General features: G+C 64.5%; 17 protein-coding genes and 4 pseudogenes. 10 read left to right on the forward strand and 11 right to left on the reverse strand.

All coding sequences use genetic code 11. The annotated features are described in order from the left end of the window. Nucleotides 1-3: 3 nt before the first annotated feature. Nucleotides 4-294: a ribbon-helix-helix domain-containing protein gene (locus O7A60_RS23775; RefSeq protein WP_337108250.1), complete on the forward strand. Its 291-nt coding sequence runs from the start codon at nucleotides 4-6 to the stop codon at nucleotides 292-294. Next, nucleotides 291-602 carry a type II toxin-antitoxin system RelE/ParE family toxin gene (locus O7A60_RS23780; RefSeq protein ID WP_337108251.1) on the forward strand — a complete coding sequence of 104 codons (312 nt, stop codon included), beginning with the start codon at nucleotides 291-293 and terminating at the stop codon, nucleotides 600-602. The genes O7A60_RS23775 and O7A60_RS23780 overlap by 4 nt, the downstream gene beginning before the upstream one ends. A gap of 22 nt (nucleotides 603-624) precedes the next feature. Here O7A60_RS23780 and O7A60_RS23785 read toward each other — a convergent pair whose 3' ends face one another. Further along, nucleotides 625-927 (reverse strand): hypothetical protein, encoded by a 303-nt coding sequence (locus O7A60_RS23785; RefSeq protein ID WP_337108252.1) that lies wholly within the window; start codon nucleotides 925-927, stop codon nucleotides 625-627. A 180-nt stretch (nucleotides 928-1,107) separates the two neighbouring features. On the opposite strand from O7A60_RS23785, the gene O7A60_RS23790 reads away from it, so the two are divergent. After that, nucleotides 1,108-1,470: a hypothetical protein gene (locus O7A60_RS23790; RefSeq protein WP_337108253.1), complete on the forward strand. Its 363-nt coding sequence runs from the start codon at nucleotides 1,108-1,110 to the stop codon at nucleotides 1,468-1,470. Nucleotides 1,471-1,570: 100 nt separating this feature from the next. Here O7A60_RS23790 and O7A60_RS23795 read toward each other — a convergent pair whose 3' ends face one another. From O7A60_RS23795 to O7A60_RS23805, 4 genes and pseudogenes are all read right to left on the reverse strand, one after another. Further along, nucleotides 1,571-2,587 (reverse strand): ABC transporter permease, encoded by a 1,017-nt coding sequence (locus O7A60_RS23795; RefSeq protein WP_337108254.1) that lies wholly within the window; start codon nucleotides 2,585-2,587, stop codon nucleotides 1,571-1,573. Beyond that, entirely contained in the window at nucleotides 2,584-3,672 is a 1,089-nt protein-coding gene (locus tag O7A60_RS23800; protein ID WP_415926848.1) for a sugar ABC transporter ATP-binding protein, read from the reverse strand. The genes O7A60_RS23795 and O7A60_RS23800 overlap by 4 nt, the downstream gene beginning before the upstream one ends. A 42-nt stretch (nucleotides 3,673-3,714) precedes the next feature. Further along, nucleotides 3,715-4,095: pseudogene (locus tag O7A60_RS31995) on the reverse strand (ATP-binding cassette domain-containing protein); the annotation flags it as partial. 321 nt (nucleotides 4,096-4,416) lie between these two features. Continuing rightward, the gene (locus O7A60_RS23805; RefSeq protein ID WP_337108256.1) at nucleotides 4,417-5,364 is read right to left on the reverse strand and encodes a substrate-binding domain-containing protein; all 948 of its coding nucleotides are present in this window, start codon (nucleotides 5,362-5,364) and stop codon (nucleotides 4,417-4,419) included. Between the two features lie 306 nt (nucleotides 5,365-5,670). Between O7A60_RS23805 and O7A60_RS23810 the strand changes: the two are divergent. After that, nucleotides 5,671-6,071, forward strand: a pseudogene (locus tag O7A60_RS23810) (type II toxin-antitoxin system HicB family antitoxin). A 128-nt stretch (nucleotides 6,072-6,199) separates the two neighbouring features. Here O7A60_RS23810 and O7A60_RS23815 read toward each other — a convergent pair. Next, complete coding sequence (locus tag O7A60_RS23815; RefSeq protein WP_337108257.1) at nucleotides 6,200-7,087, reverse strand: SDR family oxidoreductase; 888 nt, start codon at nucleotides 7,085-7,087, stop codon at nucleotides 6,200-6,202. 90 nt (nucleotides 7,088-7,177) lie between these two features. Here O7A60_RS23815 and O7A60_RS23820 point away from each other — a divergent pair, with 90 nt between their 5' ends. Next, a complete protein-coding gene (locus O7A60_RS23820) occupies nucleotides 7,178-8,026 on the forward strand; it encodes a helix-turn-helix transcriptional regulator (protein WP_337108258.1) in 849 nt (282 codons plus the stop codon). Nucleotides 8,027-8,246: 220 nt separating this feature from the next. Further along, nucleotides 8,247-8,678 carry a YybH family protein gene (locus tag O7A60_RS23825; RefSeq protein WP_337108259.1) on the forward strand — a complete coding sequence of 144 codons (432 nt, stop codon included), beginning with the start codon at nucleotides 8,247-8,249 and terminating at the stop codon, nucleotides 8,676-8,678. Between the two features lie 377 nt (nucleotides 8,679-9,055). On the opposite strand, the gene O7A60_RS23830 is transcribed toward O7A60_RS23825, so the two are convergent. Further along, the gene (locus O7A60_RS23830; RefSeq protein WP_027146294.1) at nucleotides 9,056-9,352 is read right to left on the reverse strand and encodes a DUF1236 domain-containing protein; all 297 of its coding nucleotides are present in this window, start codon (nucleotides 9,350-9,352) and stop codon (nucleotides 9,056-9,058) included. A gap of 896 nt (nucleotides 9,353-10,248) precedes the next feature. Here O7A60_RS23830 and O7A60_RS23835 point away from each other — a divergent pair. Further along, a complete protein-coding gene (locus O7A60_RS23835) occupies nucleotides 10,249-10,476 on the forward strand; it encodes a hypothetical protein (protein ID WP_027146293.1) in 228 nt (75 codons plus the stop codon). Nucleotides 10,477-10,589: 113 nt separating this feature from the next. Next, nucleotides 10,590-10,811 (forward strand): hypothetical protein, encoded by a 222-nt coding sequence (locus tag O7A60_RS23840; RefSeq protein WP_027146292.1) that lies wholly within the window; start codon nucleotides 10,590-10,592, stop codon nucleotides 10,809-10,811. 91 nt (nucleotides 10,812-10,902) lie between these two features. On the opposite strand, the gene O7A60_RS23845 is transcribed toward O7A60_RS23840, so the two are convergent. The 4 genes and pseudogenes from O7A60_RS23845 to O7A60_RS23860 all read right to left on the reverse strand — a co-directional run bounded on the left by O7A60_RS23845 (nucleotide 10,903) and on the right by O7A60_RS23860 (nucleotide 13,882). Next, nucleotides 10,903-11,523, reverse strand: a complete 621-nt coding sequence (locus tag O7A60_RS23845) for a GGDEF domain-containing protein (protein WP_337108282.1) — start codon at nucleotides 11,521-11,523, stop codon at nucleotides 10,903-10,905. Between the two features lie 24 nt (nucleotides 11,524-11,547). Continuing rightward, nucleotides 11,548-11,625 (reverse strand): annotated as a pseudogene (locus O7A60_RS23850) (hypothetical protein); the annotation flags it as partial. Between the two features lie 104 nt (nucleotides 11,626-11,729). Continuing rightward, nucleotides 11,730-12,815, reverse strand: a pseudogene (locus O7A60_RS23855) (PAS domain-containing protein); the annotation flags it as partial. A 161-nt stretch (nucleotides 12,816-12,976) separates the two neighbouring features. Then, nucleotides 12,977-13,882: a LysR family transcriptional regulator gene (locus O7A60_RS23860; RefSeq protein ID WP_337108260.1), complete on the reverse strand. Its 906-nt coding sequence runs from the start codon at nucleotides 13,880-13,882 to the stop codon at nucleotides 12,977-12,979. Between the two features lie 93 nt (nucleotides 13,883-13,975). Between O7A60_RS23860 and O7A60_RS23865 the strand changes: the two genes are divergently transcribed. Together O7A60_RS23865 and O7A60_RS23870 are read left to right on the forward strand one after the other, a co-directional pair. Then, the gene (locus tag O7A60_RS23865) at nucleotides 13,976-14,857 is read left to right on the forward strand and encodes an aldo/keto reductase family oxidoreductase (protein WP_337108261.1); all 882 of its coding nucleotides are present in this window, start codon (nucleotides 13,976-13,978) and stop codon (nucleotides 14,855-14,857) included. A gap of 193 nt (nucleotides 14,858-15,050) precedes the next feature. Beyond that, nucleotides 15,051-15,803, forward strand: a complete 753-nt coding sequence (locus O7A60_RS23870) for a pseudouridine synthase (RefSeq protein ID WP_337108262.1) — start codon at nucleotides 15,051-15,053, stop codon at nucleotides 15,801-15,803. Nucleotides 15,804-15,825: the final 22 nt, after the last annotated feature.

Genomic DNA, 15,825 nt, shown 5'->3' on the forward strand with positions numbered 1-15,825 from the left:
CACATGCGCAGTACCCAGCCCCTGACTATCACCTTGCCGCTCGAGATGGCGCGGATGGTGAAGGACAAGGTTTCATCAGGAGAATACGCAACCGAAAGCGAAGTTATCCGCGATGGCCTGAGAACTCTCGCCGCGCGTGACGCTGCGGTCGATCGCTGGTTGCATGAAGAGGTTGCACCGACGATGGACGCACTCCAGAAGGATCCTTCACTCGTTGCGCCTCTCGAGGAAGTGCGCGCGCGACTGCACGGCCGCATTGACGAGCTAGTGAGCAAACCCTCCCGCAAAACATGACGTACAGGGTTGCCTTCAGCAAGGCCGCGGAGAACGATCTGGCGGATTTGCTGTCCTATCTGGTGCCCCAGGCAGGCGAGCGGATTGCGCGAATCTATGTCGATCGCCTGATCGACTATTGTGCGGAATTTGACATTTTTCCTGAGCGCGGCACACGCCACGATGACATTAGACCGGGCCTGCGGACCGTGGGCTATCGCCGGCGGGCCACGATAGCATTCAGCGTCAAGGACAAGACCGTGACGATCTTGCGAGTCTTTCATGGCGGGCGAGACGTTGTTCTCTTCGACGAAGACGACGTTTCCTGACAACTCTGCCAGTCAGCGCTTCTCAAGCCCGCCTCGAGCCTGCCAGCGGCGCTTCGCGATCGCTCAGCATCCGCGCTTCCGAGCGCACGCGCTGGCGCTCGTCGATGAACGCGGCCTGGATCGAGACCGCGGCCCCCGGCAGCCCGTCGGCGCGGCAGGCCGAGCAGACGATGCGACCCGACAGCGCGGCCAGCGGCGTGTTCCCGTTCACCCCGAAGCGCTTCAACTCATCGGGTCGCCACCACCTGTTGCGGCCGCAATCGGCGCACTCGACCGACAACGAGGCGACCTGCGCGATCACTGCTTCCCTGCCCGGCAACGCCATTAGCTCTCCGTCCTTTTGTTCGTGATTTGTTCACATCTTCCCGTGTTTTGAAGCAGGAGTCGAGTCGCAGTTTCCAAACTCCTCCAAAAGTCTCTCTTCTATGTCAGTTTGAGTTATGCTTATATGCAACTTGCAAATATGAGTCGGCGCGGAATTGCACGCGCCAGATCGGGAGCAAGAATGGATGCCGCCGATTTCGCCCGCGCCTGCGGTTACACCGGCGACAGTCCCGCTTTGCTCGAAGCCTTCGAGGCGATCCGCCGCAACGGCATCGCGCAGGCCCGCCTGGATCATTTCAGGCGCAAGACCGTCATCGACGAATTGAAACAAACGGAGCTTCTGTTCCTGGCCGCGATCGGCCCGGCGCTATCGGCGCACGAAGCCGTCGAGGATGCGATCCGGTTCATCGCCGGCTGGCGAAACATGCCGCGCTGGCGCCAGGAACGGCGCCTGCCCGATCTCGCCAGGGCAAGGCAGCAGCTTCTCATAGCCCGTTTCTTCCGCCGCTACGGCCATGGTTTGTGGGCAAAGCAGGCGGCGTGAGGTTCGACAGCGCCGTTTGCGGGTTTCAGGCGAGGACGTTTTGCAAGCAACGCGGCAGCCGGTGATCCCTTTTCCCCTTGGGGGAGAAGGAGAAACCACCCTATCTCCTCACCCGTGATTTCAGCCACCGGTCGAACGCCACCGCCAGGATCAGGATGAGCCCGATGACGATGCTTTGCGTGTAGGAAGAGACGTTGTTGAACTGCAGCCCGTTCTGCAGCACGCCGATCAGCGCCGCGCCCACCACCGTGCCGCCGACCGAGCCAATGCCGCCGAACAGCGAGGTGCCGCCGATGACGACGGCGGAGATCACCGTCAGCTCGTAGCCGATGCCGGCCACCGCTTCGGAAGAATTCAGCCTCGCCGACAGCACGAAGGCGGCGAGCCCGGCGAAGAAGCCGACGATGACATAGACGGAGACCAGGATGCGGTCGACGCGCAGGCCCGACAGCCGTGCCGCTTCGGCATTGCCGCCGACGGCATAGACGGCACGGCCGTAGCGGGTGTAGCGCAGCACGATGTGGCACAGGATAGCGGCGACGGCGAAGATCAGCGCCGGCACCGGCACCGGGCCGATCAGGCCGGTGCCGAACCAGCGCATCGAGGCGTCGAAGCCGGAGATCGGACCGCCATTGGAGATGGTCAGCGTCAGCCCGCGGAACACCGTCAGCCCGCCCAGCGTGACGACGAAGGGCGGCACTTTCAGCCTTGTGATCGCGAACCCCTGCACGCCGCCGGCCAAGGCGCCCACAATCACGGCGGCCAGCAGCGCCGCGAACCAGCCAAAACCCTGCGTGCCTGACGTCGACAGCGACAGCGTGTTGGCGGTGCCGCCCTTGGCCACCACGGCCGCCACCATGCCGCAGAAGGCCAGCAGCGAGCCGACCGACAGATCGATGCCGGCGGTGAGGATAACGAAGGTCATGCCGAGCGCGATCAACCCGGTGATCGAGATCTGCCTGGTGATGTTGAACAGGTTGATCGGGTCCATGAAGCTCGGCTTCAGCACGGTGAAGACGACGATCAGCGCCGCCAGGAACAGCAGCGGCCCGAAGCTCATCAAAAGTCGGGCGATCATCACGCCGCCGCGCTGGTTCTGTTCCTCGGCGATGCTCATCGTGTCTGCCCTTCCGCATCCTGTGCCGGCGCGTCCTGTCCCGGCGTATCCTGCCTGTCGAGCGCCATCAATTCCATCAGCTTTTCCTCGTTTGCCTCGACGCCCGGCATCTGCCCGGTGATGCGCCCCTTGCGCATGGTGACGATGCGGTCCGACACCGCCAGCACCTCGGGCAGCTCGGACGAGATCATCATCACCGCGATGCCGCGCGCCGCCAGTTGCACCAGGATCTGGTGCACTTCCGCCTTGGCGCCGACATCGACGCCGCGCGTCGGCTCGTCGACGATCAGCACTTTTGGATCGCGCGCCAGCCAGCGCGCCAGGATCACCTTCTGCTGGTTGCCGCCCGACAGGCCTTCGATCACCTGTTCGGCCGACGCCATGCGGATCGACAGCATCTTCCTGAACCCCGACAGCGCGTCGCGCTCGCGCCGCTCGGCCATGAAGCCGAAGCCGTTGCTGAAACGCCCAAGCGAGGCGACCGAGAAATTCGGCAGGATACCAAGCGCGGCAAAAATCGCCTGGTGCTTGCGGTCCTCCGGCACCAGGCCGATGCCGAGCGCGATGGCGTCGGCCGGCGAAGCAGGCGCGATTTCCCTGCCGTCGAGCGTGATCGTTCCCGCAGCGATCCGGTCGGCGCCGAAAATGGCGCGCGCCAGCTCGGTGCGGCCTGAGCCAACGAGGCCGGCGACGCCGAGGATCTCGCCGGCCTTGAGGTCTATATCGACGCCGTCGAGCACGATGGCATGCGGCGCCTCGGGGTCGCGCACGGTGCGCAAGTCGCGCACGGAAAGCACGACATCGCCAGCCACCGCGCGCTGCGCCGGCCGCGCGTAAAGTTCGGAGGCGGCGCGCCCGACCATCTTCTCGATGATGGCGGGCAGCTTGATCGGCCCGCCCTGACGGTCGAGATGCCCCGCCAGCCTGCCGTCGCGCAGCACGGTCATGCGGTCGCAGATGGCGGATGCCTCTTCCAGCCGGTGGGTGACGAACATGATCGCGACATGGTCCTTGCGCAGCCGGTCCATGATCGACAGCAGGCGCTGCACCTCTGTCTCGGTCAGCGCCGAGGTCGGCTCGTCCATGATGATCAGGCGGCTTTTCAAAGACAATGCACGGGCGATCTCGACCAGCTGCTGTTCGGCCACCGACAGCGCCGATACCGGCGTCATCGGGTCGATGGAGAGACCGACGCGGGCAATGATGGCGCGGGAATCCTGCTCCATCTTGCGCCAGCTCACCAGTCCGAGCGGGCCGGTCGGCGCGCGGCCAATGAAAATGTTCTCCGCCACCGTCAGCGTCGGGATCAGGCTGAGCTCCTGGTAGATGGTGACGATGCCGTGCCGCTTGGCATCCTGCGGGCTCGCCGGCTGGTAGTCGGCGCCGTCGAAGGTGATGCGGCCGCCGGAAGGCGGCATGACACCGGACAGGATTTTCAACAGCGTCGATTTTCCCGCGCCGTTTTCGCCGAGCAGGCCGAGGATTTCGCCGGGGCGGACATCGAGCGAGACATCGCTCAGCGCGGTGACGCCGGCGAAATGCTTGGTGACGCCCTCGACGGCAAGCAGGACGGGGGATGCGGCTTCAACTGAAGACAAGTGTGGCTCCCTTGACACGGTTCATGCTGGCCCTGTCGGCGCTTGAACCCCCCTCTGGCCTACCGGCCATCTCCCCCGCAAGGAGGGAGATCGGCAGTGTCGACTGCCGAACGCTGCTTGCGAGGCTGGAGATTGGCGAAAGCAGATACAACAGCCGATCTCCCCCTTTGCGGGGGAGATGGCCGGCAGGCCAGAGGGGGGTGCTGTCCCGCCAGCCTCTCCATGCGAGCCCTACTTCGTCTCGTTCAGCCTTTCCGCCTTGTCGAGATTGTCCTTGCCGATGACGATGGGGGTCAGCAGCACCAGTTTCTCCTTCGGCTCGGTCTTGTCCTTGGCGTAGGAGACCGCGATCTGTACGGCGGTGCGCGACTGCTTGCCGGGGAACTGTTCGACCGTGCCGGCGAGCTTGCCGTCGCGCACGGCGACCAGCGCTTCCGGCAGCGCATCGAAGCCGTAGATCTTGACGTCGCTGAAGTTGCGCGCGGCACACGCTTCGAGCGCGCCCAGCGCCATATCGTCATTGGCGCAGATGATGGCGTCCGGCTTGCCGTTGGCGGCAAGGCCGGCTTCCGTCACCGTCAGTGCCTCGGCGCGGGCGAAGTTGGCGGTTTGCTCATAGATGATCTGGTACTTGTCCTTCAGCGGATCGAGCACATTGTGCACGCCCTTGTTGCGGTCGATCGCGGGACCCGCGCCCGGCTGGCCCTGCAGATGGAACAGCTTGGCGCCATTGGGGAATGCCGCAACCACGGCCTGGGCTTCCGCCTCGCCGCCCTTGACGTTGTCGGCGCCGACATGGGCAAGGATGCCCTGGACACCGTCGACGCGGCGATCGATCGTCACCACGGGAACCCCGGCCTTGACCGCTTCCTCGATGGCTGGCGCCAGCGCGTTGACGTCGAGCGGCGAGATGACGATCGCGTTGACCTTCTGCACCAGGGCAGCCTCGATGTCGGCGGTCTGCTTGGTGGCCGAGTTCTGGCCGTCGCTCTCGGTCAGGTTGACGCCTTGCGCCTGCGCTTCGGCCTTGATCTCGTTCAGCATGTGCACGAAAAACGGAAAGCCAAGACTGGGCACCGAGCCGAGAATGGTGAGTTTGTCCGCGGCGAAAGCCGACCGTGCGGCCAGCATCATGGCGCCCGCGGCCACGGACGTCATCAGGAATTCGCGTCTGTTCATGGGTTCCTCCTCCACAGAAGCGCACGTCCCTAAAAACCGGGACCGGTTTCAGGAAGGATCACGCGCCGGTTAAAGTGTTGGAGCATCCTCCTTGCGCCAAGAACGCATGCCGCTCCAGCTGACCGCCTAAATTCCTCCGATCGGCGTCAACAAGAGGATGCTAACCCAGGGTCAACCGTTTGTGCAACATCGATATAACAGAGCCGGACAGCGACTTGTCGGAATTGGTCGGAATTTAGGATTGTAGGCGGGCCGCTCCTTCGGGGACATCGAAAAGCAATCTGGACTGAAACCGAGGTGACTGACATGAAGCAGTATATCGGACTTATCCACAAGGATGCCGACAACGACTTCGGCGTGTCTTTCCCTGATTTCCCAGCGTGATTACCGCCGGCAAGGATCTGGATGACGCCCGGTCCATGGCCGAAGAGGCCCTTGCCCTCCATATCGAGGGGCTGGTCGAGGATGGCGACGCCATTCCAGAGCCTTCCAGTCTTGAGGCTGTGATGACAGACGCCGACAATCGCGACGGCGTTGCAATCCTGGTCGCGGCAAGGACCGGAGCCAGGAAGGCGGTGCGTATCAACGTGACCCTGCCGGACGACGTTCTCCAGCGGATCGATGCCTTCGCCGAAGCCCATGGCTATACGCGATCCGGGTTTCTGGCGAAGGCAGCGGAGAAGGTGATGGCGCTTGAAGCGGCCTAATGCATGTCGCCCGGAAGTGTGCTCGGTTCCGGGACGACGACATGCATAAAATCAGAAGCTTACAGTAGGTCCGATACTGATGCGCGTAAGAGGCGGCCGTCGCAGACCGTGAAGTCACGCCGGCTATGTCAATTGCCGCGCATGGCGTCGAGATCGGCGATCAGCGTCGGCCCGGTCGGACGCCAGCCGAGCCGCGCCTGGGTCAGCGTGCTGGAGGCCGGCAGGTCCATGGGAGCGAACATCGCCATCCAGCCGAAATGCTCCGCCGCCTTTTCCGGCGCGATCGAAACGGCCGGCAGGTTCAGGCCCCGGCCAAGCGCCTCGGCGATCGCGCGCACCTCGACGCCTTCCTCGCCGACGGCGTGATAGCGGGCGCCCGGCTGCCGCTTTTCCACGGCAAGGCGATAGAGGCGCGCCACGTCGAGGAGGTGGCCCGCCGCAAAGCGATTGCGGCCTTCACCGACATAGGCCGAGACGCCTTTCTGGCGCGCGATTTCGATGAGCGGCGAGATCAGCCCCTGCTTGACCGTGTTATGGACCTGCGGCAGCCGCATCACCGACACGTTGATGCCCGCCTCCAGCAGAGCATTCCCGGCGAGTTCGGTGGCGACGCGCGGATTGGGATGGCTGGGGTTGAAGACGTCCTCGACCGCCAACTGGCCATGGCCGGGGGCGCCCATTCCGGTGCCCGACGTGATCACCAGCGGCCGGTCGGAGCCGGCGAGTGCCTGGCCGAGTGCCGCGATGACGCGCCTGTCCTTTTCGCAATTCTCGGCGAACCTCGAAAAATCATGGTCGAAGGCCGTGTGGATCACCGCTTCCGCCTCCGCCGCGCCGTCGCGCAGGCCCTCGGGATCCTCGAGGGTTCCGCGATACACCTCCACGCCCGCGGCGGCCAACGCCTCGGCGCCGGCATCCGAGCGGGTGACGCCGATTACCTGATGGCCGGCCTGAAGAAGTTCGGGGACAATCGCCGAACCGATGAAGCCGGTGGCGCCGGTAAGAAAGATACGCATGCAAAATCTCCTGCACAGTTGCCCGCGCAGTATCGCTGGTCTATTATTCCATTAAAGTAGTGACTTTATCATGGTATAATGACTAACAGGATGCCCAACAATTCCGCCGGTTCGCTCGCAGCCTTCCTGAAAGACCGGCGCACCCGGCTCGACCCCTCGTCGTTCGGCTTCTCGGGGCGCAGGCGCACGCCGGGACTGCGCCGGGAAGAGGTCGCCCAGCGCGCCAACATCAGCCCGACCTGGTACACATGGCTTGAACAGGGCCGCGGCGGCGCGCCTTCGGCCGACGTGCTGAACCGGATCGCCAAGGGACTGCTGCTGACCGAGGCCGAGCGCGAACATCTTTTCATGCTGGGGCTGGGGCGTCCGCCCGAGGTCCGCTACATCGGCGCCGACGGCGTCAGCCCCAGGCTGCAGCGCCTTATCGACACGCTCGAGGCAAGCCCGGCCTTGATCAAGACGGCGACCTGGGATGTCGTCGCCTGGAACCGCGCCGCGCAAATCGTGATGACCGACTACAGCACCTTGCCCCCGGGTCAGCGCAACATCCTGCGTTTCATGTTCCTGAGCCCCACTATCCGCGCCAAGCAGCACGATTGGGAGAACCTCGCCCGCTTCGTGGTCGGCGCGTTCCGGGCCGACGCGGCACGCGCCGGCGCGGTGTCCGAGGTCGCCCAGCTCGTGGACGAGCTTTGCAGCGCCAGTCCCGAGTTTGCCGCCCTGTGGCGGGAAAACGACGTGCTCAGCCATGGCGACGGGACAAAGCGCCTGAAGCATCCCGAACTCGGCGACATCGAACTCGAATATTCGGCCTTCGCGGTCGACGGCCGGCCGGATTTGAGCCTGACCGTCTACAACCCGGTGGACGGCAAGGTCGCCGACCGAATTCGCGCGCTGGCCCGGCGCCGCCAGGAGCAAGAGGCGGACCCGTCGCGGTGACAGCTACCCCGCTCAGAGCCGTTCGCATACCGGCTTCTGGATCTGCAAGGTCGACCCCTATTGGGCGGATTGACAGACTTTCGCGCGGCCGGCTCGCTTCCGGTATGCTTGGAACCACGCTTGGGGTCTGGCGTCATGTCTCGTGAGACAGATCGAGGGTATTCGATAGCGGAGGATTTTGGTGTAGAGTTCTCTGTTCAGATCAGACGAGGACGGTAAGATGTTAGCTTCCGACCTGACGAAATTTATCGAGCAAGATCATTTGGCTTTGGGTGCTTTCGTGAAGGGCGACCCTGAGCCTCTGAAAAACCTCTACTCGCGACGGGATGACGTGATCATCGCCAATCCGTTCGGTCCACCGGCCAGGGGTTGGATAAAAGCTGCTGAGACCATGGATCGGGCTGCCACCAACTACCGAGACGGCCAGGTCGTCGGCTTTGAGCGAATCGCCGAGTACGCGACGGCGGACCTGGGCTACATCATCGAAATCGAGCGGCTTCAATCCAAGGTCGGCGGCGCCGACAAACTGGTGCCGATTTCTCTTCGGGCCACCACCATCTTCCGGCAGGAGGATGGCGCGTGGAGGATCGTCCTTCGTCACGCCGACCCGATAACCTCAGCGCGGCCGGCGGCGTCCATAGTTGGGCAGTAGAAGGTTTGCTGGCTAGTTGCTAATGCCCACCGGACCTAAAGGCTCCGCGAAGCCAAAGTGACGATCGGGCGGCTTGGCGAAGCGGATATCCAGCAGATGCGAGAACGCCTCATTCGGCGGGGGTGTTCAACGACTAAATTTCAAACTGAGACACTACCCACAGGAGGGTGCCATGCGCGGAGTGGCGGCAGGTGAGCAGCGATGATCCCGAGGTCAAGATCGACGCTCGATGGCGAGATCGAGCTGATGACCATTGGCGAAGCCGCAGCCCTTGCGGGCCGGTCACAAAAAGCATCGGCCCGCGCAAATTCTGATTGCTCAGGCAAGGCACATTGCGCAGTTGGCCCGCCACCAGCCCGGCGGCGGGCCAGGCGCGGTTACTCGATGATCTTGACGATCTTGTGAGTGCCTGGGTCCACGATCACCGTCCGGTTGTCGATCACGGTGTAGCGATATTTGACGTTGGGAACTTCGTGGAGTTCAACGGTATCTGGCAAGGCCGTGCCGATATTGAGTTCCACGCCGGGAACCTTGACCGAAGCCAGCGGCTGCTTCTTCACATATTCCTTGATCACTGTTTCCTGCTCGGGCTGGATGACGACGTCCTCGGCGGCGGCCGCGCCGACGCCTGCGAGCAACAGAACCGCGGCTACGGCGGCAAGATTCTTTTTCATGAGTTCCTCCATCTGAAACCTGCACAGCTACAACATTGTCACCGCGCTGCCGATCGAACTTCAGGCGGGATTGAATGTTCCAGGATCGGGCTTCGGTCCGGCCTGCCCCAGACTTAGGTCCCATCTGAAAACGCAATGGTCCTGCCGGAGCCGCCGCCGGGAACGGCCATCTTTCACGCTCGTTGTTCGCTGCAAGGTCACCGGCAGGTAGCCGGCGAAAGTCGGACTGCGACCGCGCGTGTTTTTTCGAATTGGCGCAGCTAACGTCCCTTCCTGCGCCGAAAGGGTTCGCCCGCTGCTTCCATGCGGTGGGCGAACCCTGAATTCCCCGGTTTCGGGCCGAGATGTGAGGAGATCCTGATGTTCAGCGACAAGGAAAGCCGACTTATGGAGGCGGCGCTGTTGATGGCGGTCCCGTTATCGGCCTTGATCGCCGTCCTGCTCGTCAGCTTTACCGTGAGCTGGTAGCAGCCCTCGTCGTTTTTCACTGGCAATCGTGGCGCCGAGTTGAAACGAGGGGACAGCGGATGCGTCCATACAATCCCTGTCTAACGGGTATCGGCGTGCTTTCCGTCACCCCGCGGATCGGGCTTAGCCGCTGCCGAGGAATCAACGCTCGCCGCTGCCCGCGGAAATCGCGGTCCGTTCATGATGCTTCAGGAGAGGCAGCCCGGCCTGCCTTGGCGGAGGGCTCGGTACGTTGCGAGCAGGCCGGGCCATGCTCCGGCTGCCACCATTGGCGGAGGCTCGGCCGGTGCGCAGGCAGGTTGTGCCTTTATCGTTCGACCCGCAACTCGGACTGAAGTCCGAAGTATCAGGCGCATTGGTCCCACACGTTGAACATAGTCCGCTGGTGCTCGTTGCCCATTGCAGGTGCATGATTTGGAGGAGAGATAATGCAGCTTGGTGAGATCATCGCCAATACCTTGGCCGTCCTCTTGCTGGTCTGTTTTCTCGCCAGCACGTTCTTCCTTTTCGGAAAGCCATTGTGGCCGGAGCAGCATGCCCGCATGGTCATCATCCCGGCGGTCGACAGGATGACGACAGCCTCGACTGCGCCCAATGGCACACCTGTCCTGCCGGACACTTTCGACACCAGCCTTGCCCATCCAAGGCCGTCCTGAAGGTCGTCAAGGGCGCGCGCGGCAGCGAATGCAGCTGCACGCGAACAGCCGGAACCAAAACGACCGGCAACGGTTTCCCACCTGAAGGGACCGTAACCACGGAAACAGCAGTAATGGAACTTCTGACCTTGGAACTGGCCAGGGCGAGGCAGCGACTTAACCGAGCGGAACTCGCCCTCGAACGTGCAAACGCGATGCTGGACGAGGACTGTGGCGTTGGTATCAATCTGAGGCTTTGTGACAGGATACGATCGGCGCAACAACGCGTCGGCGAGGCGAAGGCTCGTCTTGTGAAGCTCGATCCCGCCAGCGCGGATTCAGTTCACAGCGGTTGAGGGTGCCTGGCCTGATCCTCGTTTAGGCAATAGCCAGCTCAGCCTCGATCCAAACTCTACAGGCAGCCCGGCCCCCAGGATTTGGGAAGGCTCAAGTCTTGCGCCGAGAACCGGTCGAGCGTTGGCCGCTGAGGTGCGGACGCCAGCCATGCACCCGGTCCCGCCCCGCGGCCTTGGCGCCGTAGAGCGCCTCGTCGGCGCGGCTCAGAAGATCGGCGATCTCGATGGCGGCGGCGGCCTCGAAGGTGCTGACACCGATGCTGACGGTGACGATGCCTTTTTCGCTGCCGGCATGCCCAATAGCGAGGTCGCGCACCTTGCTCCTGAGGTTTTCGGCGATGACGAAGGCCCCATGCGCGTCGGTCTCGGGCAGGATGAGCCCGAACTCCTCGCCGCCATAGCGGGCGGCGGCGTCTGCCGGCCGGCGGGCTGCCGCCTCGATGCAGCGGCTGACGACGCGCAGGCACTCATCGCCCGCCGGATGGCCGTAATGGTCGTTGAACCGCTTGAACCAGTCAACGTCGATGATGAGCAGGCTGAGCGGCATTGCGTTGCGGCTGGCGCGGGCGAATTCGCGCGCCAGCGCTTCGTCGAAGGCGCGCCGCGTCAACAGTTCGGTCAGGCCGTCGCGGTGCGCCAGGAGGTTCAGCTTCTCATTGGCGGCCATCAGTTCGGCCTCGACCTGCTTGGCCTCGGTGATGTCGGAAAACATGCTGAGGCTTCCGCCATCGCCGGTCGGCCGGGTGCGCACATCGAGCCAGCGCCCGTCGGCAAGCCGGACCTGACGGTGACTGACAAGCTTCTGCGAGGCCATGATTTCGGCGATCCACTCCTCACAGCGTCCGGCGGCGTGATGCCTTCGCCGCGCGCCGCCGAAGCGCGCAAGATGTCGCGATAGTCGGCACCCGGCACTCTTATGTCGGCCGTCTTCGGAAACATGGCGCGGTACCGGGCGTTGCACAGCACCATCTTGCCGTCCAGGTCGAACATCACCAGACCGTCGGCCATGTGCGTCAAGGCGTCTCCGAGCCTTGCCTGGCTTTCCGCCAGCTCGGTCTCGAGCTGCTTGCGCGCGGTGATGTCGCGATTGTGGGTGATCAGGCCGACGACCGCCCCGGTCCGGTCGCGGAACGGAGCTTTCAAGGTCGCCAGCCAGCCATCGGTGCCGTCCTCGTGGTGAAGGTGCTGTTCGATGGTGGACGAGGCCCCCGACGCCAGCACCGCAAGCTCGTCCTCGCGGAAGCCCTTGGCCGTCTCATGCGGAAAGAAGTCGAAGTCCGTCTTGCCGATCAGCGCCTTGGCGTCGGCCGCATGCATCAGTTCCGCCGTTGCCGGATTGGCAGCGATGAACCGCCCGTCGAGATCCTTGACGTTGAGGCAATCCGGAAGTGTCTCCACCACGGCCTTGTAGATGCGCCGGGACTGCAGCGCTTCGAGACGCCGCCGCTCCTGGTAGAGCGTCAGCCCCGATAGCACCACCGAGACAAAGATGAGCAGGGAGGAAGGCAGCGCCACATCAGGCAGAATCCTTTGCAGGACCTCCCTCGGCAGGATGCTAAGGCCAAGCAGTGACGCTGCCGCCGCGGCCGCGCCAAGCAGCATGATGTCGACCACAGTGGGCCGCCGCCCTTTCAGGGCAAGGTTTCCGGCGACACCGACCAGCATGGCGGCCGCGATCCCCACCGCGCCGGCGAAGGCGCCGATGCCGCCCTCGAACGTCCGGAAGGCACCGGCCATGACCCCGGCGACGACGCCGGCGACAGGACCGCCGAAGAAGCCGGCAACGGCAATCATCGTCGCCCTGAGATCGGCGAGTACGCCCGGCTGCAACTGCATGGGCGTCAGCATCAGGACGATGGCGCCCGCGCCCATCAGCACGCCGAAGACCGCTGCCTTCGCGGCGGCCGGCCAGCGATCCAGCCACACATGCGTATGGATCCAGACCGAAACGAACATCGCCACGACCGCGAGGTTGGCCAGCAATTCGGACCAGGGCGAACCCATTGCGCGCCTTTCCTTATCGGGCTTTCGCCGTACCGCCTCCCTGATAGGCCCTCAATGACAACAAAGTGTTACATCGGGGGATTTGGCCTCGGTCGAAGAAGACCTTGGCAAGCAGAGCGAGCAAGAGCCAGCGCAACTCGCAGCACGATATCGGTCCGGGATCACCCCCAGCGCATCCCACCGACAAAATCAATAAACGCGCGCAGCGGCGCTGGCGTCAGGCGGCGGCCGGGATAGTAGAGGAACGGGCCTGAAAATTCCTGCCACCAGGGCTCCAGCACCGGCTCCAGCCGGCCGTCGTCGAAATAGGGGCGCAGCCAATCCTCGAACAGCGAGACGATGCCGCCGCCGGCGACCGCCACCTCGAGCGCAAGCGCCATTGCCGTACCGGTGCTGACCAGCAGCGGGCCGGTTGGGTCGACGCTCACCACCTCACCGTCGCGTTCGAACTCCCAGGGCGGCGTGAAGCCGCTGGCGAAGCGACCGCGCAGGCAGGCATGATCGAGCAGGTCGCGCGGATGGCCGGGCCGGCCGTGCCAGTCGAGATAGGCCGTAGCGGCGGCGGTGGCGAAGCGCTGCCGGCGCGGGCCGATCGGCACGGCGATCATGTCCTGCTCCAGCCGCTCGCCATAGCGGATGCCGGCGTCGCAACCGCTCGCCAGTATGTCAACGAAACTGTCCTCGGCGGTCACTTCCAGCCGGATGTCGGGATAGGCGGCGAGGAAAGGCGGCAAAAGGCGCGGCAGCACCAGTTTCGCCGCGACGACCGGCACGTTGAGCCGCAGCGTGCCCGCCGGGCGGCCGCGAAAGCCGTTGACCACGTCGAGCGCCGCATCGACTTCGCCGAGCGCGGGACCGAGCCGCTCGAGCAGGCGCGCGCCGGCTTCGGTCGGCGCGACGCTGCGCGTGGTGCGGTTGAGGAGCCGCACGCCGAGCGCGCTCTCTAGCCGCCGCACCGTCTCGCTGAGGCTGGAGGCACTGACGCTGCCCACCCGGGCTGCCTCGCGGAAGCCGCCAGCGCGCGCCACCGCCATGAACGCCTGGAGGTCGCCCAGATCCGCCGCCATTGTTCGCCTTTCCGCACAGGCCGTTCCGATTGCGCCATATTATCGTGCAGGTACGCGTTGTCTATATCTGGCTCATCCAAAGGAGATGACACCATGACCGACATCAGCAAGGCCGGAACTTTCAAACTCGGCGACCGCACCGTGAAGCGCCTCGGCTGCGGCGCCATGCAACTGGCCGGACCGGGCGTCTTCGGCCCGCCGAAGGACCGCGACGCCGCACTCGCCGTGCTGCGCGAGGCCATTGCCAGCGGCGTCGACCACATCGACACCAGCGATTTCTACGGCCCGCACGTCACCAACCAGATCATCCGCGAGGCGCTGCACCCCTACCCTGCCAACCTCACCATCGTGACCAAGATCAGTGCCAAGCGCGGGGCGGATGCATCGTGGATCCCCGCAATGTCACCGCAGGAGCTGACGCAGGCCGTACACGACAATCTGCGCAATCTCGGGCTGGATGTGCTCGAGGTCGTCAACCTGCGCTCCATGCATGGGATACACGGACCCGCCGAAGGATCGCTCGAGCCGCAGCTCGACACGCTCGCCGAACTGCAGCGCCAGGGCCTTGTGCGCCATATCGGCCTGAGCAATGTCACGCGCAAACAGATCGCGCAGGGGCGCGGCATGGTCGACATCGTCTGCGTGCAGAACCAATACAACATCGCGCATCGCCAGGATGACGCGCTGATCGACGAGCTTGCCGCCGACGGCATCGCCTATGTGCCGTTCTTCCCGCTCGGCGGTTTCACGCCGCTGCAGTCGAGCACGCTTGCCAACGTCGCGCAAAAACTTGGCGCGACACCCATGCAGGTGGCGCTCGCCTGGCTGTTGCAGCGCGCGCCCAACATCCTGCTCATTCCCGGCACTTCGTCGGTCGGCCATCTCAGGGAGAATCTGGCCGCGGCCGAGCTTAAGCTGCCAGCCGATGCGATCCAGGTCTTGAACGGCATCGCGGCCGAGAAGGCAGCCGCCTGAGGCGGTCGCGGCATCGGCGGAGAGAGCTTGGCTTTCCGAACGACGAACGCCCGGAGCGATAGCGTAGGGCCGGGTCCGGCAGGACAGAGGGGGCGCCGTGGAGCGCGGCGGTGCCGAAACCCACCTCGCCCGGCTTGCGAAGCCGGCGCCGCCTGTGCCATCAGTCGGCCTGAGCGACACCGGCATTACGGCCATGACACCAAGGCACACACACCACACCGGCAGGCCGGCGAGCGCTGGCGTCAGCCTGAACCGCGCGCTGTCAAAACTCGGCCTGTGTTCGCGCACGCAGGCGCAGGTGCTGATCGCGGCGGGCCGCGTGCGCGTCGGCGGCAAGGTGGTGCGCGATGCGGCGTTGCGCGTCGACATGAACCGCGACCGCATCGCCGTCGATGGCGAAGCGGTCGTTGCCGAGCGCAAGGTCTATCTGATGCTCAACAAGCCGCGCGGGCTCGTCACCACCCGCGATGATCCGCTCGAGCGCGACACCGTCTATGCCTGTCTCGAAGGGCTCGATTTGCCTTATGTCTCGCCGGTCGGCCGCCTCGACAAGGCGAGCGAAGGCCTGCTGCTGATGACCAACGACACACGCTTCGCCAACCGGCTGATGGATCCGGCCTCGCATCTGCCCAAGACCTATCACGTGCAGGTCGCCACGGTGCCGGATGAAACGACGCTGGACGAGCTGCGCACTGGCGTCACCGTCGACGGCGAGACCCTGACCGCCAACGCGATCGAGCTTTTGCGCAGCGGCGGCCGAACCGCCTGGCTGGAGATCGTGCTCGACGAAGGCAAGAACCGTCACATCCGCCGCCTGCTTGCCGCCCACGGCATCGAGGTCAAGCGCCTCATCCGCATCGCCATCGGCAGCCTGCCGATCGGCGACCTCGCCAAGGGCACGGCGCGGCATCTGACGGCGGAGGAGCTGGCATTGCTGGCGGAGTGAGCGTTCCTTCGCGCTGCCGGCT

It is taken from the genome of Mesorhizobium salmacidum (SeqCode) (assembly GCF_037179605.1).
GTDB lineage: Bacteria > Pseudomonadota > Alphaproteobacteria > Rhizobiales > Rhizobiaceae > Mesorhizobium > Mesorhizobium salmacidum.